The sequence below is a fragment of the Mucilaginibacter sp. PPCGB 2223 genome (assembly GCF_001705515.1).
Classification (GTDB): domain Bacteria; phylum Bacteroidota; class Bacteroidia; order Sphingobacteriales; family Sphingobacteriaceae; genus Mucilaginibacter.
Window position 1 is genome coordinate 301,297 of record NZ_MDJS01000001.1, and the last position, 18,798, is coordinate 320,094.

9 protein-coding genes are annotated in these 18,798 nt (G+C 45.2%); 8 read left to right on the forward strand and 1 reads right to left on the reverse strand.

Going from position 1 to position 18,798, the window contains the following annotated elements; translation table 11 throughout:
* Genes galA through BEL04_RS01350 form a run of 5 tightly spaced genes read left to right on the forward strand, consistent with a single transcriptional unit; the run spans position 1 to position 11,438 of the window.
* The gene (gene galA / locus BEL04_RS01330) at positions 1-2,880 is read left to right on the forward strand and encodes a beta-galactosidase GalA (RefSeq protein ID WP_065999361.1); all 2,880 of its coding nucleotides are present in this window, start codon (positions 1-3) and stop codon (positions 2,878-2,880) included.
* A gap of 28 nt (positions 2,881-2,908) precedes the next feature.
* Positions 2,909-5,077 carry a glycoside hydrolase family 3 C-terminal domain-containing protein gene (locus BEL04_RS01335; RefSeq protein ID WP_083227711.1) on the forward strand — a complete coding sequence of 723 codons (2,169 nt, stop codon included), beginning with the start codon at positions 2,909-2,911 and terminating at the stop codon, positions 5,075-5,077.
* A 55-nt stretch (positions 5,078-5,132) separates the two neighbouring features.
* Entirely contained in the window at positions 5,133-7,373 is a 2,241-nt protein-coding gene (locus tag BEL04_RS01340; RefSeq protein ID WP_217493591.1) for a hypothetical protein, read from the forward strand.
* 34 nt (positions 7,374-7,407) lie between these two features.
* A complete protein-coding gene (locus BEL04_RS01345; protein ID WP_065999363.1) occupies positions 7,408-9,819 on the forward strand; it encodes a TIM-barrel domain-containing protein in 2,412 nt (803 codons plus the stop codon).
* Positions 9,820-9,854: 35 nt separating this feature from the next.
* A complete protein-coding gene (locus BEL04_RS01350) occupies positions 9,855-11,438 on the forward strand; it encodes a glycoside hydrolase (protein ID WP_066003321.1) in 1,584 nt (527 codons plus the stop codon).
* A gap of 53 nt (positions 11,439-11,491) precedes the next feature.
* Here the strand turns inward: BEL04_RS01350 and BEL04_RS01355 are convergent, their stop codons facing one another.
* Positions 11,492-12,550 (reverse strand): LacI family DNA-binding transcriptional regulator, encoded by a 1,059-nt coding sequence (locus tag BEL04_RS01355; RefSeq protein ID WP_139112893.1) that lies wholly within the window; start codon positions 12,548-12,550, stop codon positions 11,492-11,494.
* A 292-nt stretch (positions 12,551-12,842) separates the two neighbouring features.
* Between BEL04_RS01355 and BEL04_RS01360 the strand changes: the two genes are divergently transcribed.
* The 3 genes from BEL04_RS01360 (at position 12,843) to BEL04_RS01370 (ending at position 18,787) form a co-directional block, all read left to right on the forward strand.
* Entirely contained in the window at positions 12,843-13,721 is an 879-nt protein-coding gene (locus tag BEL04_RS01360) for a phytanoyl-CoA dioxygenase family protein (RefSeq protein WP_083227713.1), read from the forward strand.
* Positions 13,722-13,800: 79 nt separating this feature from the next.
* Complete coding sequence (locus BEL04_RS01365; RefSeq protein ID WP_066003323.1) at positions 13,801-15,858, forward strand: hypothetical protein; 2,058 nt, start codon at positions 13,801-13,803, stop codon at positions 15,856-15,858.
* A 481-nt stretch (positions 15,859-16,339) separates the two neighbouring features.
* Entirely contained in the window at positions 16,340-18,787 is a 2,448-nt protein-coding gene (locus tag BEL04_RS01370; RefSeq protein WP_371327574.1) for a glycoside hydrolase N-terminal domain-containing protein, read from the forward strand.
* Positions 18,788-18,798 lie beyond the last annotated feature (11 nt).

Sequence of the window (18,798 nt, forward strand, 5' to 3'; positions counted from 1 at the left end):
ATGAAAAATAGATATATAATAAAATACGTGCTGTGTGTATTATTATTGGTGATTGCAAAAGCGACTATACGTGCGCAAGCATCACTACCTGCATCACCGCGCGAACACCTGTCGATAGATAACGGCTGGCGGTTTGCGCTGGGCCATGCTTTCGATCCCGCAAAAGATTTTTACAACGGAACGGCCGGTTTCTCTTATTTTGCCAAGACCGGTTACGGCGATGGCGCGGCGGCGCCGCAATTTGACGACCGGGGCTGGCGAAAAATTAACCTGCCGCACGACTGGGCGGTTGAGCAGCCCTTTAGCCCTAAAGGTAGTTTGAGTCATGGATCAAAAGCCATAGGCCGTAATTTTCCTGAAGCCAGCATAGGGTGGTATCGCAAAACTTTAGCTATTCCGGCAACGGATCTTGGTAAGCATATATCCATAGCCTTCGACGGCGTTTTTCGCAACAGCGTAGTATGGGTTAACGGGCATTATTTAGGTACCGAACCCAGTGGATATAATAGTTTTGAATATGATATTTCTGAATATTTAAACTATGGCGGCGATAATGTAATCGCCGTGCGGGTTGATGCGACGATGGAAGAGGGCTGGTTTTATGAAGGCGCCGGTATATACCGCCATGTGTGGCTCAATAAAACCAACCAGTTGCATATTGCTGCCAACGGAACGTTTGTTACCAGCCAGGTTAAAAACGATATCGCCAATGTTTCGGCGACGGTTACTGTTTTTAATAACGATAAAAAACAAAGGAATTTTGACGTAACAGAAACTATTGTCGACGCCAACGGCGCTGTTCTCGCGACGGGCAGGTCGACAGGGCTTACTTTGAAGCCTTTTGCATCCCAGGATGTAAAAAATATTTTAGTTGTTGATCGTCCTAAACTATGGTCACTGGAAACACCTTACCTCTATAAATTGCTTACTGCTGTTGAAGAAAATGGTACCGTTGTAGACAGTTATGTTACAACATTCGGGATACGTACGATCAGGTTCGATGCCAATGCCGGTTTTTTTCTGAACGGCAAGCGGGTAGAGATAAAAGGGACCAATAACCACCAGGACCATGCCGGTGTTGGCACGGCTATGCCCGATGCTTTACAGGATTTTCGGATACGCACCTTAAAAGGCATGGGAAGCAATGCCTACCGCTGTTCGCATAATCCGCCAACCCCGGAATTGCTGGATGCCTGCGACAGGCTGGGTATGCTGGTTATCGACGAAAACCGGTTAATGGGTGTGTCATCAACCGAATTGAACGACGTCAAAAGAATGATCCTGCGCGACCGTAATCATCCATCTGTTATCAGCTGGTCGATAGGGAACGAAGAGTGGGCCATTGAAGGCTCCATTACCGGCGCACGAATAGCGGGTGCTATGCAGGCCTTTGCAAAGTCGATCGATTCGACCCGGTATATTACCGCGGCCATAAGCGGCGGTATTGGTTCCGGAATTTCGACCACGATAGATCTGTTAGGATATAATTATATAGCCACCAAAAATACCGATGAACAGCATCAAAAGTACCCCAATCAGTTTAGCTGGGGTACCGAGGAAGGCTCGACCGTAACATCAAGAGGGATTTATGTTGACGATGCTGACAAACATCAGCTTGCTGCATACGACAGAAAGCAAGGTGATTTTTTTTACAGTTTAGAGCAAGGCTGGAAACATTATGCCGTGCGTCCGTACCTAGCCGGCATGTTTGTATGGGCGGGTTTTGACTACCGGGGCGAACCGGTGCCATTTGGGTGGCCATCTGTCGAATCTTATTTTGGAATGGTTGATGCCTGTGGTTTTCCGAAGGACGACTATTATTATTTAAAATCATGGTGGACAGATCAACTCATGGTACACCTGTTGCCGCATTGGAACTGGCATGGCAAAGAGGGTGAAGAAATAAGGATATGTGCCTATAGTAATTGCGATGAAGTTGAACTTTTTCTGAATAAAAGAAGCCTTGGCAAAAAAGCCATGGAACCAAACGGGCACCTGGAATGGCAGATAAAATATGAACCGGGGACACTGGAAGCCATAGGTTATAAAAAAGGCTTGAAGGTTAGTACCGACGTTGTTAAAACTACATCAGCACCTGCTCAAATTGAACTACAGGCCAGCCAGCCTTCGATTAAAGCTGACGGAAAGGATATCGCCGTCTTCACGGTAAAAGCTACAGATAAAAATAGCCTGACGGTGCCAACAGCTGATAACGAGATCGGTTTTTCAATTGAGGGTCCTGGTAAAATTATTGGAGTAGGTAACGGAAACCAAACTTCGCTCGAACCCGATCAATATTTAGAACGGATTGACCTGGTTCCTATTGGAAACTTTAAGGAAAAGTTTGTAAACGATTTAAACGTTACGGCAGAGGTAGCGGCCGGGTACAATGATAGCGGCTGGCAAAACGCGTTTAAAGATACCCGGGATGACGCGTTTGGACAAAGAGTGAAAGCGCTGGTTTACAGGGCGAGTTTCAATATGCCTGCGGATAGTACGTACACAACGGCTACTTTTTTCAGTAAAAGCATAGGCAAGATGGAAAGCATTTTTATTAATGGCAAAGAGATCGCTCATCAGATTACTGATGACCATGACAGACAGGAGTTTAAACTTGATGCCTCATTGCTGCATCCGGGTTCTAATACCATTGCCATAGTTGCCACCCCACTGCTCAAGCCAAATATATGGGCCGGTGTCAATACCGATCCGGGTTTGATCCAGTTAGTATATCCGGCAGCACCATATAAACGAAAGCTGTTTAATGGTTATGCCCAGGTTATTGTGCAATCAACCGGCCAGCCGGGCACCATTGTTTTAAAGGCGACCTCTCCGGGAATAAAAGAGCACACTATTGAAATTACGGCTACCGATAAATAGCGCTAATAAACTGTCAATCAAAACGAGAATGATATCTATAAAACATATAATAACCTCTTTAGCTCTACTTTTTCTTTTTAAAGGGGTTGAAGCGCAGAACAAAAACGAAACGGCTCTTAAAGACAAGATCAACGGTATTATCAAAAAAATGACCCTGGAAGAGAAAATCAATATGCTTCATGGCAATGCCTTGTTTTCTTCGACAGGTGTACAGCGTTTAGGCATCCCTGAGCTGACCTGCGACGATGGTCCGTTAGGCGTAAGGGAAGAAATAAAACGCTTCGATTGGGCGTCGGCCAACTGGACTACTGATTCTGCTACCTTTTTACCAAATGGTTCGGCCATTGCAGCTACGTGGAACCCCGTAATGGCCAATAAATATGGGGTAGTTATAGGAGAGGAAGCCAATGCCAGGAAGAAAAATATCATGCTTGCGCCGGCATTCAACATTTGCAGAATGCCGCTTTGTGGGCGCACTTATGAATATTATTCCGAAGACCCTTATCTGAATGGACAATTAGCTATTCAATCTGTAAAAGGGATTCAAAGCCAGCATGTAGCGGCATGTATAAAGCATTTTGCTGCTAATAACCAGGAGCTTAACCGCGATAGCGTAAATGCGTTAGTGGATGAAAGGGCCTTGCGCGAAATCTATTTCCCGGCATTTAAAGCAGCCGTGCAGCAGGGTAATGCTTACGCTGTTATGTCGGCTTACAATAAAATAAATGGTTATTGGTGCTCTGAAAATGATTTTTTACTGAATAAAGTATTAAAAAATGAATGGGGTTTTAAGGGAGTCGTGATGTCGGACTGGGCAGGAACGCACCATACCGTTGCTGCCGCTAATAACGGACTGGACATTGAAATGGGGTCAAGCGGGCCGTATGATCAGTGGTATTTTGCCAACCCGCTGCTGGAGGCTGTAAAAGCCGGCCAGGTTTCGGTAAAAATAATTGATGATAAAGTGAGAAGGATTTTGTGGCTGATGTATCATACATCCATTAGTACAAATCACCCGAAAGGATCTATTGCTACACCAGCGCACACTAAAGCTGCCTACGATATCGCATCAGAATCTATTGTACTGTTAAAGAACGACGAGCATTTGTTACCATTAAACACCAGGAGCATTAAAAGTATTGCCGTCATCGGCGATAATGCCACCCGCACATTTGCTTTGGGAGGATATGGCGCCGGGGTAAAAGCTAAATATGAGGTAACAGCATTAGAGGGTATCAAATCAAGATTCGGCAAAACGGCTAAAATTAGTTTTGCCCGGGGCTACCGTGCTAACTATTTAGCAAATAACACCGATGCGCAGAACAGCGGTTATGATCAACCCGATCAAAAACTGATCAGCGAAGCCGTAGCGCTTGCAAAAACAACCGATGTGGCTGTTTTGTGTATCGGCTCAAATCGTGAATATGAGAGCGAAGGTCACGACCGTAAAAGCCTCACGCTGCCTTTTGGAGAGCAGGCGCTGGTTAATGCAGTTAGCGCCGCCAACCCTAATACGGTCATCGTAATTATGGCCGGCGCCCCTTATGATCTGAATGAAATTAAAAAGTTAAACCACACTATTGTTTGGTCGTGGTTTAACGGGTCGGAAGCTGGGAATGCGCTTGCTGACGTTTTAAAAGGAGCAGTGAACCCTTCGGGCCGTTTGCCATTTACTTTCCCTGTTTCGCTAAATGACTCACCCGCGGCTTCATTAAACACTTATCCGGGTAAGGATCTGACGGCCGATTATAAAGAGGGCATATTGGTTGGGTATCGCTGGTATGATACCAGGAAAATCGATCCCTTATACTGTTTTGGTTATGGATTATCATACACAAAATTTGAATACTCCGGCTTGGGTACTGATAAAAACAGTTATCAATCAGGAGACAAAATAACAATACGCGTTAAAGTAAGGAATGCAGGAAATGTGGCCGGTAAAGAAGTTGTTCAGTTATACGTCCGGAAAATAAATTCTGCAGTGTCTAGGGCTGATAAGGAACTTAAAGCGTTCAAAAAAGTCATGATTTTACCGGCAAAAACATCGATCGTTTCAATGAGTATCCCTGTAAACGATCTTGCTTACTTTGATACTCAATTGCATAAATGGATAGTTGAGCCGGGGAAATATGAACTCCTCGCTGCTTCTTCGTCTGCAGATATCAGACAGGTTACTTCCATTAATATAAGCAAATGAATAACAGGTTATTAATTAATTTTTATAACACCGCGCAATTCATATCACTAACAGAATGAACAAAAATACGCATGTTTTGATATGGTTTCTAATAGCTTCTGTCGTTTGCCCGAAGGCGGATGCACAGTTGCGTGAGCAGAAGTACACCTGGAAAAGCGTGCAGATACACGGCGGAGGTTTCGTGGACGGAGTCATCTATCATCCAAAAGAAAAAGACTTGTTGTACTGTCGTACCGATATGGGTGGGGCCTATAAATGGAACGCTGCCTCGGCAAGCTGGCAACCCCTGCTTGATTGGGTATCTTATAAAGATCATAACCTGATGGGTGTGGAAAGCATCGCGCTTGACCCGTCTGACCCCAACCGCCTGTATATAGCCTGCGGTACCTACACCCATTCGCCGGGGCCGAACGCTATTCTTTCATCTTCCAATCGGGGTAAAACATTTAAACGCATCGATGTGCCTTTCAGAATGGGCGGGAATGAGAACGGAAGGGGCAATGGCGAACGTATGGCCATAGATCCAGCTCACGGCAACATCATCTATATGGGCACCCGCCAGGATGGCTTATGGAAAAGTGAGGATAGGGGTGTAACGTGGAAGCGCGTAGACAGCTTTCCGATACCCGCAAGCCCGGCAGCGGGTAATCCGATATCCAGAGGCATGTATTATCCACAGCCTAACGGGATCATCTTTGTATTGTTTGATGCTAACCGTAAAGCAGGCAGCAAACGATCCGTAATTTATGCAGGCATCTCGCAAAAGGGAACAAACAACATTTTCAGAAGTATTGATGACGGTTTAACCTGGTTACCGGTACCCGGGCAGCCCACCGGGTTGATGCCTACTCATGCCGTACTTTCGGCTGATGGATTACTTTACATTACCTATAGTGATGCCCCCGGACCTGATGCGGTAACCGACGGAGCGGTTTACCGTTATGGCATTAAACAAAGCGGGTGGAAAGATATTACCCCTATAAAACCACAGCCCGAAAACCAGATGGGCTTTGGATACGCTGCCGTTGCCATTGACGCACAACACCCTCAGACGATCATTGTGAGCACCTATCATCGTTATGGCAAGGCCGGAGGCGATGATATTTTCAGGAGCACAAACGGTGGTGGGGCATGGAGGCCTGTGTTTACGGGCGGCGGTGGCGGCAAGTTTGATTATTCTTCGGCACCCTATATCGCATATACCGGCATTCACTGGCTGTTTGATGTGGAGATAGACCCTTTTAACAGCAATCACGCCATATTTACCACGGGCTATGGCCTGCATGAAACTTTTGACCTTACAAACCTTGATCAGGGGAAACCAACCACCTGGACGGTGATGAACAACGGGATCGAAGAAACCGTGGGATTGGATATACTTAGTCCGCCTAAAGGAGCACAGCTTATATCCGGAATCGGCGATTACGGAGGTTTTGTTCACCACTGCCTGGATAAACCCGTTCCGGCAGAAGAACTTTCAGGTCCCCGGTTTTCCAATACAACCAGCATTAGTTGCGCCGCTCAGAACAGTGATGTTATGGTGGAGACTGGTGAAGGTTCCGGATCAACGATAAAGTACTCTTTAGATGGTGGTGAAACATGGCGCGCAACGCAAAATATACCAGACGCCACCAGCAAAAGCGGTTCAGTCAGCGTTTCTGCATCCGGCCGCGAATGGATCTGGACACCACAGCAAAGTCCGTCATACCTGACTGCAGACAATGGAGCTACATGGCAACCAATAAGCAGTTTGCCTGCTAATCAAAGGGTCGTCGCCGACCCGGTTAATCCCGAAAAATTTTATAGTATGGCTTTGTTCCACGGTAAGCTATATACCAGTACCGACTGTGGCCATACTTTCGTAGCTCATGATCTGCAACTACAGGACGGCTTGCCTCAGCGGGTCAACCGCGGTGATATCCGTGGCGGACAGGACAGATTGTATATGGCTCCCGATAGGGAAGGGGATCTGTGGATCGCTGCATTCGATGGCTTATATCACATCAAGAGCTGTAGTTATGAGTTTGCTAAGCTGGATCAGGTTAGCGAGATCCATGCTTTTGGCTTTGGTAGAGCCGCCCCAGGAGGTGACTACCCCACCTTGTTCCTGGTCGGAACCATCAGTGGTAAAGATGGTGTTTTTCGATCAGATGACGACGGTAAACACTGGGTGTGTATTAACGATGAGCAGCACCGTTGGGGGCTCATATTACAAATTACAGGAGATCCTAAAAAATACGGGCGCGTTTATGTGGGTACGCATGGGCGGGGTATTTTTTATGGCGATATCCATTAATCTTATTTAGTCTTTAATAGCAATTTATTTAATCATGTCATATAGCAACTTATATCTCAAACCCAGTAAATTATGGATCATTTTAACGGTGCTTGTCTGTTCCGTTTGTCCACGCGATGCCGTCGCAACTGTACTCGGGTTTAAAAAAACTACAGACGGTGTCTTATTCAGTCTGGACAAAGGGTTGCTGAAAATAAAGGTTTGCCGTGCCGATATTATTGAGGTAAAATACACCATATTTAATTCCTTTACGGATAAACCATCCCTTGTCGTCAATAATAACTGGGTACAGCCAGCCGCTTTTAACGTGGCTGACGCGGGTGGTAACTTTGTAATGACTACCTCTCGCTTAAAGCTGATCGTCAATAAAGCCACCAACGCCATCAGCTACTTTACCGCGAAAGGCACAGCCATTACTGCCGAAGATCAAACCGCGGGCAAAAGCATGGAAGCAGCAACTATCGCCGGTATTGATACCTATAACTGTTCTACATCCTTTAATTCACCTGCAGATGAAGGCCTGTTCGGTTTAGGTTGCCATCCGCTTGATTCGCTTGGCATCAATTACAAGGGCCGGAATCAGGATATGGCGATCAAATACCTAACCGGCGCTATCCCGGTACTGCTATCCACAAAGGGTTTTGGGTTAATGTGGGATAACTACTCGGCTTCTACTTTTTGTGGTGCCGAAGATGGTAACACCAAATTCAAGTATATATCGGAGAGTGGCAAGCAAGTGGACTACTACTTTTTTTATGGACCCGATTTCGATCATATCATTGATCTGTACCGTACTACCACAGGCAAGGCCCCCATGTTTGCCAAATGGGCGTTCGGGTTGTTCCAGTCGCAGGACAGGTATATGAGCCAGGACGAGATCATCTCTGTCAAAAACAACTACCGTAATAATCATATTCCGCTGGATGTTATCGTGCAGGACTGGTACTATTGGGATCCGCTGCCTATCGGTTCGCATGTAATGAAACCGGAGCGTTATCCGGATCCTAAAGCCCTGGTAAACGAACTGCACCAGGCAAATATTCATGCGATGATCTCTATATGGCCGGTGTTTGGAAAAGGAACGCCGAATTATGATGCCCTGGATAAAATAGGCGGCCTGACCAGCATTACCTGGGATAATGTGGTTACCCATACTTTTGACACTTATTATGACGCCCATAACTCCAAAGCACGGGATTTATACTGGGAACAGGCACGCGACAGCCTGGTTAAACGGTACGGCTGGGACGCGTGGTGGGTTGACCAATGTGAGCCGGACAACGGCACCCTGCTTGATGAGCGCCGTAAAGCTGATTTTTCCATCGGTAAGGGGATTGATTATTTCAATACTTATTCTTTAGAGCATTCAAAGGGGATATACCAGGGCTGGAGAAAAGATATCCCGAATAAACGCGCTTTTTTCCTGATCCGACAATCATTTGCGGGTGAGCAGCGTAACGCGGCAACCTTATGGTCTTCGGATATTACCTGTACTTTCGATGCTTTTAAACGCCAGGTACCGCAAGGGATTAACGCTTGCGTATCAGGTATCCCTTATTGGACGTCAGATATCGGTGGTTACCATCTCAACTGGAAGGCTCCCGACTGGTCGAAGCCCGAAAACCGGGAGCTGTTCACCCGCTGGTTCCAGTTCGGTACGTTTTGTCCTGTCTTTCGTGTTCATGGTAAAGGAGAACGTGCTTTATTCTCCAACAACTGGGATGATCAAACCAAAGCTATCCTGTTAAAATACGATCAGTTGCGTTACCGGTTACTGCCTTACATCTACTCTCTCGCAGGACGGGTAACACAGGACAACTACACCATGATGCGCTCCCTTACCTTCGACTTCAGGAATGATATGAAAGTTTACAGCATTCCTGACCAGTACATGTTCGGGCCGGCGTTCATGGTTAACCCGGTGACCGAGCAGTTATATACAGGTGACAATGCATCGGCAGGTAAAACAACGCGCGAGGTCTATTTCCCAAAAGGCGTTAAGTGGTACGATTTCTGGACGGGGCAAGTCTATCAAGGCGGCGAAACCATCGCGGCCGCTGCGCCAATTGAAACTATGCCGCTCTATGTCAGGGCAGGTTCCATTATTCCGATGGGGCCGGTTATGCAGTATGCTACCGAAAAACCTGACGATGTGATTGAATTGCGTATCTATCCGGGTGCAAACGGCGAATTTACTTATTACAGCGATGCGAATGACACTTATAACTATGAGCAAGGCCAATATGCAACATTCAAATTAAATTATAATGATGCTCAGCATCAGTTAACTATTTCTGATACCAAAGGCACTTATCCTGGAATGCTTAAACGACGCAAGTTCAACATTGTCATGGTTGACCAAAACCATGGTGCAGGCCTTGCAGAAGTAACGAAAACCAATAAAACGGTAACTTATACCGGTAAAACCCTTGTTGTTAAATTATAATGCCGTTTTTCATGATGCCCAATTTCAAACCTGCTATGAAAGCAAAGCTCCTTACAGCCGTTCTATTTCTAAATGCTGCATTAGCCATGGCCCAGAATAAAGCCAATCAACGGATTATTGAGATACATGGCAATCAGGTGAAGGGGGAACTATCCCAAAATTTCAATCTTTGCGTTGGGGCCGGCCGGGCCAACGAAGGGTTAAGGGCCGACTGGCAAAGGCAGTTGACGATAGCGCATCAACAGTGCGGGTTCAGGTATATCCGGTTTCATGGCTTACTGTCTGACGATATGGGCGTTTACTCCGAAGATAAAAACGGCAAGCCGGTGTACAACTGGCAATATATTGATGAACTGTTTGATTTTTTGCAGTCGATTGGTATGAAGCCGTTTGTTGAAATAGGTTTTATGCCCGGATGGCTGGCCAGCGGGAACAAAACTATTTTTTGGTGGAGAGGGAACGTAACCCCGCCAAAGGATTACCAAAAATGGGACGGTCTGATCAAAGCGCTGGTCAGCCACTGGACAGAGCGCTATGGTATTGTTGAGGTAGCCAGCTGGTATTTCGAGATCTGGAACGAACCTAATTTAAAAGATGGTTTCTTCACCGGTACGCAGCAGGATTATTTTAAACTCTATAAAGAAACAGCCCAGGCTATTAAAAGCGTTTCCCCGCGCTACCGTGTTGGCGGACCAGCCACCGCGGGAAACGCCTGGGTGCCCGAAACTATTGATTTCTGCGTACAGCAAAAAGTCCCCATCGATTTTATCAGCACGCATGATTATGGCGTAAAACAGGGTTTTTTGGACGAAACCGGCAATGCAGGAACTGTATTAAGCAGCAACAGGAACCAGGTTGCAGACGATATGCGCAGTACAAAAGAGAAGATCATGCACTCTGCATTGCCCAACCTGGAACTACATTATACCGAGTGGAGCGCTTCGTACACACCGGCGGATCCGATACATGACAGCTATCATGAGGCCGCTTATATTTTAAACACGGTTAAAAACGCTCTACCTTATGTTAATTCAATGTCGTATTGGACGTTTACCGATATTTTTGAGGAAGCCGGCCCGCGCACGACGCCTTTCCATGGCGGTTTTGGACTGATGAACTACCAGGATATTAAGAAACCGGCATATTATGCATTTAAGTACCTGAATGAACTGGGCAGTACAGAGTTAGCCTGTGCCGACCCGGATGCGTTTGTTTGTAAAGACGCAAAAGGAAACTTGCAGGCATTACTGTGGGATTGCACAATTGATCGGCCCCGAGACAGCGTAAACAATCAGGTATTTTACAAAAGGGATTTGCCGGCAAAGCCATTGCCTGCCATTCATTTAAAACTAAGAGATATAAAAACCGGCAAATACAGGTTAAGCATTTACAGAACAGGCTACCAGGCCAACGACCCCTATACCGCTTACTTCAAAATGGGCTCACCCGGTCAGCTGAGCAGAGAACAGGTTAAAACATTGAAACAATTAAGTGATGATCAACCGGTTGAACAACAGGTCATCGAGGTGAACGCCAAAGGTAATTTTGAGCGCGATATCAATCTGAGGCAGAATGACGTTATTCTGGTTAAATTCGACCGCCTACAGATAAGCCGATAAATAATTTCATCCAATACTAGCCATTGATCTTTTTACCATGAAAAGAACTATTATTACAGGAACCGGTAATAATCGATATTAGCCCTCATGACGATATCAAGCGGAAGGAAATAAGAAGGAGCTATCGTTTTTTTTAATATCAAAAGGTCGTAAAACAACTTTATTCCCTGGTATGCCTGTTTTTGGGGCTGCTGGCTGATGAGGAAATCGATGGCCCCGTCCTTTAACATTTGGATATTTTTATCGACAAGGTCATAGCCGATTATCCTGTAATTGAGTTTTTGTTCCGCAGTAATTGCGGCTGCAATTTTGTCAATCCCGTTCACAATAAATATTCCCTCCAGGTGCGGGTTGTTCATAAAAATTGCCGAAATATTTTTACCGATCACCTCTTCACTTCCTGTATTATCAGTAAATTTTTCAATTCTCCTCCCGGAGTTTTCAAAATAAGCTAAAAAGCCCTCTTCACGGGCCGAAAATTGCACGTGATTATCTTCTTCACGTTCGATGGAAGCTATCAGTATGTCCCCTTTTTTTGATATGATATAATCTAACAAGTTAGCTGCCATGTACCCACTGTCTTTGGAATGATTTCCTATAAAGCTGATATTGGACAGCCCGGGTAAATTACTGTCGAAGAAGATGACGGGTACGTTTAAATTCTCACAATGTTCCAGTAACCTTATTGTTTGATCATGGAATACCGGCACCATAAAAATACCATCAAAACTTTCACCGATTACCTCATCTACACGTAGTTTAAAAGAAGCTTCATTATTCTGCTCAAAAGTCAGGATGCTGATATTGATCCCAAAAGGAGAGACTTCCTTCAACGCCTCCTCAAACCCTGTGTTGTGGGCCGACCAGAAAGGGATCATATCCGTAGCTTCAGGAATTAAAACCGCAATGGTATAATCTCTCGCCGATTTTAACCTGCTGGCCAAAATGTTTGGTTTATATCCCAAATCTTTAATCGCCTGCAAAATACGTTCACGAGTTGCTTTTGAGACGCCGCCGCGGTTATTTAATACCTTATCAACAGGGCCGGTGGATACCTTGGCCCGTTCCGCAATTTCTTTAATACCGATGTTTTTATTCGAACTTGTCTTCACGCGAAGCAATATTACAGTTTTTAAGTAAAAAAATTTGGAAGTGCAAAATAAAGCATATAAGTTTGTCAAATAGTCAACGTTCACTATTTTGTAAAATATAACGTAAATAACTTATAATCAATTACAAACAGCAATGTTTAAATTCATTAAATAAGGAAGCGGATCAGAGCAGTTTAAACACAAAACAGATATAGAAATTAAGAGGAACTCTTTGAAAAGGGTATGGGAATGGTCATGCCTGAATGCTTTTGAAAATGAGCAAAAAATCAATATAAACTAAACAAAATTTCATATGGAAAATCTAAAGGAATCCTTCGAAAAAGAAGGGTATGTGATCGTTAATGTCTTAACTCAAGCTGAAATTGATCACTTCAGGGGCATTATGGACGAATTGTTAAGCCCTAAAATTAAGGCGGCAGATACACAGCTTCGCAGTTCTTCTTTCCAGCATCTCGGCGATGAGATCGCTTCGTTCGGGCAGGAAGCCAGGCAATATTATTTCCATTTATTAACCAAGGCCGGAACAGAGCCTATTCATCATGCCTTTTATAATCCGGTGATACTAAAGATTGTTGAAGAAATCATTGGCCCAAACCTGATCATTAATAATGCCTCGATACTGGCGGCAAATGCTGGTACTTCTTATTCTCTCGGCTGGCACAGGGATATTATTCAGATTCCGCAGGACGAGATCGAAGACTGGATGTTCTCCAAAGAACGGTTTCACAACAGCGTTCAGATCAATTTACCTTTGGTCGATGAAAACTCGCTCTGGATCGTACCACGCAGCCATAACCGGCCGAATACGCCCGAAGAGAACGAAGTATTCCAGGGCTCAAAGCACTATGCCCCTCTTGGTGCCGAAATGCCCGGTGGTGTGCCCGTACATTTAAAGGCCGGTCAGGCGGTAATCTATAATAATAACCTCATCCACCGGGGATATACCAAAACTATGGAAGTACCAAGGCGTACCCTGCATATGGGTTACCATAGTGCGGCCTATCCGCCAACCTGGCATTTTTACCTGCTCAACGCCAGTTTATTGACCCCCGAATACCTGGAAACGCTAAACCCGACCATGCGCAGAATGATGAACGAATACCTGGAATGCAAACAGCAGTACCCGAATATGAGCGACACCTGGAAATACGATTACAATTTTCCGGAATAAGCAATGATTCGGGACAAATAATATCATGGAATTTCTAATTAAAATAATGAATCACCGGCCAATAAAACCAAATAATGAGATGAGAATAATTATTCATAAAGCACTTTTAGGCTTTTTAATTTTCCTGTTACCGTACACGCTTTATGCCCAGCCGTATGTTTTACCCCAGCAAACCGATCGCTGGGCCATCCAGTCTGACGGGAGTATCAAATGGATCATCAACGGCCGCCTGCCACATGCCGATCATATCGAAATGTCGGGCGAAAAGGTGTCGGTTTGGGTACAATATGCATTAGATAGCGCCGGCAGATCATCTGTCTCCCGGACAGTAGTGTTCCCTACTTTCAGGATGTTGCCTGATGCTACCCGCAGCCATATTGACTATACCTTTGTTGACAACGAGCTACCCCGGTTTTTTATTAACGGCAGGCAGTTAAAAACCGATCTGGCCGTTGGCAAAAAATCGGGTAACCTTACCTATAATATTCAAAGCATCAGCCACAAAGGCATTATGCGGATAGAGGCCACAACGAGCAACCCTGCGCTGGTAAAAATTGAACGTAGTATTTTCCCTTCTGTAGATAAACCGATGGCTATCGAAAAGTTTGTATTTACCAATATTACGGATAAGCCGGTCAATATTTCGATGGAATATTTGAGGCGGGAGGTCAGAACGGACAGCATGCAAAGTAAAGTGAGGCCGCACACGGTAATTATGGGGTCTGTTGGCGACGGCAGCCGGATACTTCAACCCGGCGGGCATACAGCTTTTGCCGTTTATTATATGGCTACGGATTTTCCTGCCCGGCCTGTTACGGTAAACGCAGATGCCGAAGAAAAAGCCCGCGAAAAACGGATCAAAACTATCTTATCTCCACTACAGCTACGAACGCCGGATACCTTATTGAATACTGAGTTCAAATTTGCCAAAATAAGAGGGACGGAAAGTATTTACAAAACTAAGGTGGGCTATATGCATGGCCCGGGCGGCCTTGCTTATTATGCAGCCATCTGGGCAAACGACCAGGCCGAATACACCTATCCTTTTTATGCTTTCCTGGGCGATAGCATCGGCAACCTCGCCGCCATGACCTCTTATCGGCTGTTTGCGAGGTATATGAACCCGGAGTACAGGCCGATACCGAGTTCGATAGTCGCCGAAGGCGATGCCACATGGCAGGGGGCTGGGGACAGGGGCGATCAGGCCATGATCGCTTACGGCGCTTCGCGGTTTGCACTGGCTTATGGCAAGCCCGATTCGGCAAAAGTATTATGGCCGCTCATTACCTGGTGCCTTGAATATTGCCACCGCAAATTGAACGATCAGGGTGTGGTTACTTCAGATCATGACGAACTGGAAGGGCGTTTCCCATCCGGCAAAGCCAATATACCAACCAGCAGCCTTTATTATGGTGCGTTACTGTCGGCGGCTAACCTGGGGAAACAACTACATCAGCCTAAAGCACAAACCGATGCCTATTTAAAACAGGCTGCCATACTTAAGGTAAATATTGAGAAATATTTTGGAGGAAATGTAGAAGGGTTTGAAACGTATAAATATTACGAAACCAATGATGTACTGCGCGCCTGGATCTGCGTGCCCCTTACCATGGGTATTTTAAACAGGGCCGAAGGAACAGTTAATGCACTGTTTTCGCCCAGATTGTGGACGGCAGACGGACTGGCTACTGAGGCAGGTAAAGAAACATTCTGGGACCGCTCAACCCTCTATGCGCTTCGCGGGGTATTTCAGGCCGGTGAAACAGAACGGGCTATGGATTACCTGCGTTATTATTCGCGCAGGAGGCTGTTAGGAGAGCATGTGCCATATCCTGTGGAAGCTTATCCCGAAGGTAACCAAAGGCATTTGTCGGCCGAAGGGGCACTTTATTGCCGGATATTTGTTGAAGGGGTGTTTGGCATATTGCCAACTGGTTTCAATAGCTTTAATTGCACACCACGGCTGCCAAAAGAGTGGAATGAAATGGCCCTGGATAACATCCATTCGTTCGGAAGCGTGTTCGATCTGAAAGTTTCAAGGATGAACGATGGAAAATTAAACATTTCCATAACCTGCCACGGTAAAACAATTAATTATAAAATAAATGATGGCGGCACGCAAATGGTGGCTTTATGATGTATAATTTATTGATTATTAAGTTATTATAATTATCGCGCTGCCAATGTGTTTTGTTTAGAAAGGGATAATGATGATTTGCCATCAGTTTCTCACTTTTGATGAGGTTTTTTGTAGCGAGCTACTCTTTTACCCGGAGTACGAGCCAAAATCTGTAGTGGCTGATCTCCTGACCCATGAGAGCCCGAATAGGTTTCGGGGTACGGGCAGGCTTTGAATTTAACGAATGGATATTAGGTTTTTTGATCGGTGTAATGCTGCCGGGTGTGAACATTTGTTTGACAGATAGCGACATTTGTTGTATCAAACGGCGGATTCATAGATTAGCTTTGTTCGCTTTACCAATTAACCATTCTTAAATCTAAAGGAAAATATGATCGTGAAGATTTGCGATACCCGCTATTTCCGACCTTGGCGTTCAAAGTACTTGTTATTAACATTTAGTCAAATTATTGCTCTTTCGAAGCTGGTAAATGGTAGATTGAAAGCGATTTTTCGAATAAGTGTTTTCGCTGTTTCTATCCTGAACTGTTCGATAATTTGTAATGCACAAGATAGAAACATACTAAAATATGATAAGCCTGCTGCAAACTGGAATGAAGCGCTACCGATAGGCAACGGCCATCTGGGGGCTATGATATTCGGGGGCACCTCGAAGGAAAGATTACAACTCAATGAAAATACGGTTTGGGCGGGAGGGCCCAACAATACTATCGATTCGGCAGCCAGGCCCTACGTAGACCAGGTAAGGCAACTTCTAAAAGAAAAAAAATTCCAGGAAGCGCAGGCATTAGCGAATAAAAGCCTTGGGCCAAAGGGCAACAGCGGCATGCCTTATCAAATTGCCGGCAATTTGTATCTGGATTTCCCGGATCACGACGATATCACTAATTATTCGCGCGAATTAAATATCGGCAATGCCACTGCTTCGGTTAAATACACCTGTAACGGAGTTAATTATAAACGCGAATATTTCACTTCTTTTTCGAATAATGTTTTAATGGTACGTCTAACTGCCGACAAACCCGGTATGATTAGTTGTAAGGTTGGTTTACAGAGTCCGCTTGAAACCGGTTTTGAGGTGAAAGATAATGACCTGATCCTTTCCGGCCTGACAAGCGACCATGAAGGTCAAAAAGGGAAAGTCAAATTCAATATCATAAGCAGGGTTCGGATATCGGGCGGCAGCAAAAGCACAGATACATCGGGGGTGACCATTAAAGGCGCAGATACAACGGTTATATATCTGTCCATTGCAACCAATTTTGTCAACTATCACACATTAACGGCCGATCCTAAGCTAAAAGCAAAAAACATCCTAAATGAGGCTTATAAGAAAACATTTTCAAGTTTACTTAAACAGCACATCGGCTTTTATCGACATTATTTTGACAGGGTGAGATTAGATTTGGGGACTACCGAAGCGACAAAAAAAACCACCGATGTTCGCATAACCGAATTTGCGAACGGACAAGACCCGCAATTAGCCGAATTGTATTTTCAATTTGGGCGCTATCTCCTCATTTCATCATCTCAACCAGGCTCGCAGGCTGCCAATTTACAAGGGATCTGGAATGGCGACCTGAAAGGTGCGTGGGACAGTAAGTATACCATTAACATTAACACGGAGATGAATTATTGGCCAAGTGAAACCACCCAATTGACCGAAATGGGCGAGCCACTATTTACCCTGATCAAAGACGTTTCTGTAACAGGAAAAGATGAAGCAAAGGTGATGTACGGTGCACGCGGCTGGATGTTGCACCACAACACTGATATCTGGCGGATAACCGGCGTTGTGGATGGGGCGTTTTGGGGCTTGTGGCCCACCTCCAACGCCTGGTTATGCCAGCATCTGTGGGAGCATTATTTGTTTACAGGGGATAAAGCCTTCTTAAAAAGATATTATCCGGTAATGAAAGGCGCAGCTCAATATTTTTTTGATGTATTGCAAAAAGAGCCCGATCACGGTTGGTTGGTCGTATCGCCTTCGGTATCGCCAGAGCATGAGTATATTGGTGGCAGAAACTCGGTATCAGTGTCGGCAGGTACTACAATGGATAACCAACTGGTATTTGGTTTATTAACGGAGGCAGCACGGGCGGCAAAAGAATTGAATATCGATCATTCGTTTGCCGACAGTGCGATCATTTATCGCGATCAGTTGCCGCCAATGCAAATCGGCAAATACAGCCAGTTGCAGGAATGGCTCGAGGACCTGGATTCGCCAACCGATAACCACCGCCATGTATCGCATTTATATGGATTGTTTCCTGGCAATCAGATTTCGCCTTACCGTAATCCGGAGCTGTTTGCCGCTGTTAAAAACTCGCTAAATTATCGTGGTGATGCCTCGACAGGCTGGTCAATGGCCTGGAAGATCAACCTTTGGGCACATTTATTAGATGGCAACCATGCGTATAAGCTCATTACCGATCAGATTTCGCCGGTGGTGAGGGGAAAAGCTTCCGGAGGGACGTATCCAAATTTGTTCGATGCACACCCGCCGTTCCAGATAGATGGAAACTTTGGCTATACATCTGGAGTTGCCGAAATGCTGCTGCAAAGTCAGGACGGCTTTATTTTTCCGCTGGCAGCGCTACCTGATGCCTGGAAAGACGGTAGTGTCAGCGGCTTGATGGCGCGTGGTGGATTTAAGTTAGATATCACCTGGAAAGATCATCAGATAACCAGGCTGATTGTTTATTCAAAACTCGGTGGTAACTGCCGTTTACGATTGAAGCAGCAAGCAGCTAATCATGTTTTAAAGGTCGCTTCCGGTGCAAACAGCAATCCTTTTTATCAGGTCACCGAGCTTAAAATGCCGATTGTTAAGCCATCCGATAGTAGCAAACTGAAAGCAGAATATCCTAAAACCTGGCTCTACGATATTAAAACAATAGCAGGAAAAAGCTATCGCATCATATAAAACAACTACTT